The organism is Variovorax flavidus (assembly GCF_030317145.1).
Classification (GTDB): domain Bacteria; phylum Pseudomonadota; class Gammaproteobacteria; order Burkholderiales; family Burkholderiaceae_C; genus Variovorax; species Variovorax flavidus.
Map to the genome: position 1 here is coordinate 1 of NZ_JASZYE010000024.1, position 6,634 is coordinate 6,634.

5 protein-coding genes are annotated in these 6,634 nt (G+C 60.9%); 2 read left to right on the forward strand and 3 right to left on the reverse strand.

Annotated features, from left to right (window positions below; all coding sequences use genetic code 11):
- Window positions 1–289, forward strand: a 289-nt coding sequence (locus QTH90_RS31395; RefSeq protein ID WP_286668508.1) for a hypothetical protein, incomplete at its 5' end; no start/stop codon positions are given.
- Window positions 290–521: 232 nt separating this feature from the next.
- Here QTH90_RS31395 and QTH90_RS31400 read toward each other — a convergent pair.
- Both QTH90_RS31400 and QTH90_RS31405 read right to left on the reverse strand, forming a co-directional pair.
- Entirely contained in the window at window positions 522–704 is a 183-nt protein-coding gene (locus QTH90_RS31400) for a hypothetical protein (protein ID WP_286668509.1), read from the reverse strand.
- A gap of 18 nt (window positions 705–722) precedes the next feature.
- The gene (locus tag QTH90_RS31405; RefSeq protein ID WP_286668510.1) at window positions 723–1,100 is read right to left on the reverse strand and encodes a MarR family winged helix-turn-helix transcriptional regulator; all 378 of its coding nucleotides are present in this window, start codon (window positions 1,098–1,100) and stop codon (window positions 723–725) included.
- A gap of 46 nt (window positions 1,101–1,146) precedes the next feature.
- Here QTH90_RS31405 and QTH90_RS31410 point away from each other — a divergent pair, with 46 nt between their 5' ends.
- Entirely contained in the window at window positions 1,147–3,321 is a 2,175-nt protein-coding gene (locus tag QTH90_RS31410) for a lactonase family protein (RefSeq protein ID WP_286668511.1), read from the forward strand.
- Between the two features lie 623 nt (window positions 3,322–3,944).
- Here QTH90_RS31410 and QTH90_RS31415 read toward each other — a convergent pair.
- Window positions 3,945–6,149 (reverse strand): lactonase family protein, encoded by a 2,205-nt coding sequence (locus QTH90_RS31415; protein ID WP_286668512.1) that lies wholly within the window; start codon window positions 6,147–6,149, stop codon window positions 3,945–3,947.
- Window positions 6,150–6,634: the final 485 nt, after the last annotated feature.

Here is a 6,634-nt window from a genome sequence, read left to right on the forward strand (position 1 = left end):
TCGCCTTCAAACGCCCACGCTTATCGGCTGTATATTTTTAACGAACTACGCAAAACATCTACTGTCTTGCGTCTTGCTTGCTGCGATCAGCGAAGCCTTCGATTATGACACAGTTTTGGAAGAGCACACAACTCAGCGCCGGCGCGATCGAAAAAAACTGCTCTCCCATGTCGCAGCGGGTGGCGAAGTGATCGCTATGCTGTGCACTGATCCGCTGAGTCTAGCGTCCCAGCGGCCTCGCGAAGGCTCGGAGTCGGCTTGCGGATCGTCGAGCGAACGATGTACCTGATTGGCAAGATCGGCGACGACAACGCGCCTGGCCCGCCGCAGTATCAAGACATCATGGAATTGCGGCCCGTCGATTCCCACTACGGGATAGATGCTTGGCCCAGACTCGGCCCCGACCCCCAGGCGGCCATGCACCACGCTTCTCTTCAGGGGCAAGCCTGCTGTCAACGCCGAATCTCTCAAGGTACCGACGACTGTATCGGGCCGGCGACGGTAGCGACAACAACGGCCCCTCACCGTCGAGCCTGCTGACGATCAAGGAGGAACGTGCCGAAGAAGGCAGCGAGTTCGTCTTTCGCATCCGGCGGAAGTACGTTCGAAACGTAGTGATCAGAACGGACGAGTTCATATGCCGCAACCTGCAGAGGTTCGCACACCCTGGGATCGAAGCCCGCGCCGACGTCGCCAGTGGCCATGGTCCGCATTCTGCGTCTTCAAGGCTTCAGATCAAAAGCACCGCGCAGCTTGATCAATGTCGCGTGGAGTGCCACTCTCTCCTCGCACTCCAGCAAACCCAGAATATTCGCCTGAGCTGCCTGCGCTTTCGGCAACACCCGCTTGTAGAGCGCACGCCCCTTGATCGTGATCCTGCACACCAGCTTCTTTCCATGGTCCGGGTCCGCCTTGACCTGGGCCAATCCTTTTTCCGTCAGCGCCCGCAGAGTTCTGCTCACCAAAGCCTTGTCAGACATCGTCAGCTTCACCAGTTCGCTGAACGGGATCGGCGTATAGGCCGACAGCACGGCCAGCACCCGCCATTGCGGAGCATTGAGTTCGAATTCGTCCAGATACCTGGCCGCTGACCATGCCATTCGACACTCGAGTGGGCATGTGTCCGATTGTTACAATGCGGCGCCAATGAACTCTAAATTGGGATGGCGCTACGAGTTGCCTCGCACCACCGGCGCCGGTGCTTCTAGTGGCACAACAATCAAGAGGGCTTACGGCCTCGTCCAAGCGGTAGCACTGGCCGGTTTGGTTGCCGCGTGCGGAGGGGGCAGCAACCCTGCTCCGGCGGTACCTGCCGAGCCCTCCATTGCGCAGCATGCCATTGGCGGCTTAGTTGCTGGCTTGACCGGCAAAGGCCTGGTTCTACAGAACAATGCAGGCGAAGCACTGGCCGTCAACGCTGACGGCACCTTCAACTTTGCTTCCAAACTCGACACTGGCAAGGCCTATGCGGTCATGGTGAAGTCGCAGCCAACGGGCCCGACCCAGGTTTGCTCAGTCAACAAGGGCGCGGGTACCGTGGCCGATGCTGACATCAACGATGTGGCCGTCATTTGTTCCACGTCGAGCTTCGCCGTTGGCGGCAGTGTGGTCGGCCTGCAAGGCACGGGCGGGCTGGTGCTGCAGAACAACGCGGGCAACGACATCACGCTCAATGCAGATGGTCGCTTTGTCTTTGTCCTGCCCGTGGCAAGCAACGCCGGCTACGCGGTGAGTGTCAAGACGCAGCCGACCTCGCCGGCGCAGACCTGTAGCGTGAGCCAAGGGACCGGTAAGGTGACCTCGGCGGCCATCGACAATGTTGTCGTCACCTGCTCCGTGAACGCCTACCCTGTATTCGGAACGCTCTCGGGCTTGCTGAGCGGAGAGACTGTCAGTCTCCAGAACAACGGCGCGGACACGACCCCCGTCTCAAGCAACGGCACCTTCGAGTTTCTGGCACCCGTGGCCAGTGCGGGTACCTATGCGGTGACCGTCAGTACGCAGCCTGCGTCCCAAACTTGCACTGTCGTCAATGGCGCCGGAACCGTGGGTAACTCGGCCGTCACAAATGTCGCGGTGCAGTGTTCGACTAATACCATCACAGTGAGCGGCACCGTCACCGGCCTGCAGGGCTCAGGGCTGGTGCTGCAGAACAACGCGGGCGACGACCTGGCGCGTTCGGCAGACGGTGTATTCACTTTCGCTACCCCGGTGGCGATGGGTTCGGCCTACGCCGTGACGGTCAAGACGCAGCCAGCGGTGCCTGCGCAGGCGTGCACGGTGGCCAACGGCTCGGGGCTTGCAGGCGCCAGCAAGGTCATCGATGTCTCGGTCACCTGCGCCGCGGATCGCGCGGGAATGATGTTCGTCGGGCATTCCACCGCTTCCGGAGTGCCCGGCATCCAGCCGTACGCAATTTCCACCGACCCCGATACGTTCAGTACCACAGCACTGCCGCCACAGGCCATTCCAAACGGCGTGGTTAGCCTAGCGGTCGATGAGGCGCGCCACATCCTTTACGCAGCGACAAATTCCGGAATCACTTCGTACGACTTCACGTCGGCCGGCTTGTCCAGTGCGACTTCAAGCACGTCGTCGGGGTACCCCGTAGATGTAGTGGCGCGAGACCCGTTGGGGCGTTCTATTTTCATAGGGAGCAATAGCTTTAGCTTGGTGGGGGCGTTTTTGCTGGACACCGCCGGCAAGCTGGGCAGCCCTCCCGACAACTACTATGGAATCGGTACAGGCACGCCTCTACTGGCGGTGGACCCCACTGGCAGATTCCTCTACAAAGGCGATGTGGGAAGCACGGTGTTGGCTGTCTACCCCATTCAACCTGATGGGTCGTTGAATGGCCTTGGCTACTACCTCACGGCTGCGGTCATCCCTTCGGCCATCGCCGTCGACCCTGGCGGAAAGCATCTCTACGTTGTCGGCCAAACCGGCAATACCGGCTATGTGTACCCCATCGACCAGACGACCGGGCAATTGGGCGCTCCCCAAATGTTCTCGACCGGCAACGCGAGCCCGATTGCATTCAACCCGGCCGGCACGCTGATGTTCACAGTCAACGTCCGTCAGCTGTTGATTTCCACCATCAATCCGCTGGACGGAGCGCCAACCCTTCTGGCTATGGGTACAACCCAATCCACTGGGCCCGTCAAATCGTTGAAGGTGGACCCGGGCGGTGGGCGGCTCTTTGTGGGCGGACCTGGAAGCGTGGAGGCCTTCGACGTCCGGTCGCCGGCCTACGACCTCAGCTCATTGGGCTGGGTTACGACTACGCCGGATTCCGCTCCCACGCTCGGCGTCGCGCGCTGAGCGGAGTGGCGCCGCTCCGGGCGCCGGCAGGACAAGGCCCTCCGGCACCTTGACGGGGCCTTTTTCGTTGCTGAGATGAATGTTGAATCGCTTGCTCAAGCGGTGACCCAGAGGGTGTCGCTCTAGCCACAGCCCGGGCACGCCATCTCCTTATGCGGTGGACAAAGAACGAATCTCTTTGAACCCACCTTAAAGGACAAGACATGCGACAAGGAATGCATCCCGCGAATGCAGAACAAGGAATCAACAACGATGCCGAAAAGTGAGTGCGCCATCAGGGGTAGCCGGATTCCTCGGAGCGCAGAATGGGCATGCGATGTCGGCCCAAGGCCGCGGCCCGAACGCAGCACTTTGGCGGCATCCGGCCGAGGCCGTGTGAAAACGCGATGCGGTCGACGTCATTCCGAAAGTCGACCTCTCAGATGGGCTCAGGCGGCATTTTCTCGAAGCTCCAAGGGGTCAAGGACCCACGAAAACGTGAGTGAACGGAGTTTTCACACAGCCTCGGCCAGAAGCAGACATACATGGAGCAGACGCCATCCTTAGGATTCGGACTCGGTGTGGGCTGGTTCAGCGCTCTTGTTCTTGTCGTCGTTCAGAGGTCTTTGTTCCTGCCTCCCCGGTCAGCGCGTGAAGTCCAGTGCCGAAGGTAGCGAACCGTAGATCGACCACAGGGCGAGGGATCCCGAGACAGTGCCAGTACTCTGGTCGACTCGCTTCTGTTCCAGGCCTTCCGTCGTGACCAGGGAAACATAGAGCCCACCCGGGTCCACGTAAAACGCGGTGATGGGGTTCGATGCCATTGGCAGCCTCGAGCCGACTTCATTCACCGCGCCCGTCACCGAGTCGATGGTGAAGGTATAAATCCTGGACGTGGTCGCCGAACCTGTGATCGCGTAGAGCCACTTGCCGCGCGGGTGCATTGCCACAATCGTCGCGTCGGACACACCGGGTTCATCAACACGGCCACTCAAGCCGCCGGTCAGAGGATTGACCGTGAACTTGGAAACGGTGCCCCCGATCTGGTTCACCGCGTATAAGAACTTTCCAGAGGGATGGAACGCCAGGCCGATAGGCATGGCATCGGTAGCGAAATTCGTGTCGGCAACAGAGGTCAGGCCGTCCGCGCTCAACGTGAACGCGGTGATGGTGTTCGATACGCTGTTGGCAACATAGAGGAAGCGACCGGAGGGGTCGAAGACCATCGAAGCTTGCGGGCTGCCATTCACAGAGGCGCTGAACGATGCCGTCGGATTCAGTTGTCCATCCGGCTGGATAGGGTGAATGCGCAGTTCGCCGGTGCTGCCGTTGAGCAGCACGAGGAAGCGGCCCAGCGGGTCCATCTTTGCCAAATTGATGCCCGCGGGCACCATGACGTCGGCACCGCCCGACCCGAAAGAAGCACCTCCTGCGCCAATAGAGAGGTTCTGCACGCCCACATCAGTGATGACATAGAGGCGCTGCATCGCTTCATTGACTGCAAGGGTATTGACGCCGGGGAACGCGGCCTGAGCGCCGATCATGCCACTCAGCAGGCCGTTGCCATTGGCTAGATAGGCGGTGACCGTCCCACCTGAGTTGGTTCCGACAAAGGCCATCTTGGCAAAGCCCGTGACGCAGCTGCCCGAGATGTCCGTCACGGCGCTCGTGCCCATCGTGCGCGACCCATTCGTGACCGTGCACGTCTGGTCCAGGGCCTTGGGCTGGTTCTTCACCGTAACGTTGAACGCAGCGCCCGTCGCAACTTGATTTGTGAACGTGAAGGAGCCGTCGGCGTTTACCGCCAGGTCGTCGCCCCCGTTGTTCTGGAGGACCAGACCGGTCCCGTCCAGGCCCGACAGGGTTCCGCCGACCGCGAAAGTGGGCGCGTCGCACACCACCGCCACGTTCGTTACGGGCGCACTGGCGACAGTGCCCGAGCCGTTGCTGACGGAGCAGTTCTGCATCGGCGAGCTCGGCAGCGTATGAACGGCTACGGCATAGCTGCCACCGCGTGCAATGCTTGCGGGAAATTCGAAAGTGCCATTGGCTGGCACGACAAACTGGTCGCCGCCGTTGTTGAGCAACGTGATGGTGTTCGCGCCGATGAGACCTGAAACGGTACCGCCCACCTTGAACGAATCAAGCGCGCACACCACGGCGACGCTATCGACGATGTTCGAGCCCATGGTGCCCGTGCCCTGGCTCACGCTGCAGGTCTGAGCCGGCGAGCTCGGCTGGGTCTTGACAGTCACGGCGTAGCCGGCGCCGCTTGCGACCGGGACGCCAAAGACGAATCGGCCGCTGGTAGACATTGGAATGTCATCGCCCGCATTGTTCTGGAGCACGAGGCCCGAACCTTGCAGGCCTGCAACGCTCCCACCGACCGCGAAAGCGCTCGTGGAGCACACGACCGAGACGTCGGTGATGCCTGCGTCGCCCAGAATGCCCGAGCCCTTGTTCACAGAACAGACCTGCGTCGGTTCCGTGGGCTGCGTCTTCACAGACACCGTGTAGCTTGCGCCGGCGTCGAGCTTGTTCACGAAAGAGAACGAGCCGTCAGCAGACACGGCGATGTCGTCACCTGCGTTGTTCTGCAGGACCAGGCCTTTGCCGGTGAGGCCCGACACCGTGCCGCTGATAGCGTGCGAGGCCTTGGCTTGAGTCGTTCCGGTGGGGGACGTAGAGCTCGAGTGGCCGCCGCCGCACGCGCTCAGCACCGCGCCCACCAGCACACCGGCGAGCACCTTGGCGAGGCTCTTGTGGGCAGAGAGGGAGAAATTGGAACTAGCAGCGGCGAAGGCGCAAGCCGACTTTGCCCTTGCGAACAAGGTGCGGGGACGGGTCAAGAGGGACTCCTCGTAGTTGTTTTTGGGCAAGCGCCTGGGTTGGAGGGGCGTATTCGTGGGGGGTCGCTGTCCTCCTCATACGCATTTCCGCTCTTCATTCGCTTGGCATTTCTTCGGGCGCAATCCTGAGTGCCGCCCTTCGATGAGCCCTGGAAGTATCGGCAGCTCTGTAACAATTTTTAGAGAAAGATTTCCCGCAAACGCGGAATTGTTCCGCTTCGGAAGCCAATGAAGGCGGCACGAAGCGGATGACCGCTTGGGAGCAAGTCCGATGACCGCGTTGGGCACGGGGCCGACCTACGAGGGGCACGCCTCATGACTGCTTAGCGACCGGTTCCGGACGAGGATTGTTCTACCCCTGAACTTCCGTTCCTGGCTGCGGATTCAACCGGTCGATGCAACAGTTTGATTGAACATTTCAGCAGGGGTTTGGAAGTTGAGAGTCTTGCGCGGTCTCTCGTTCAACCGCCGCGCTAGAGCATTCA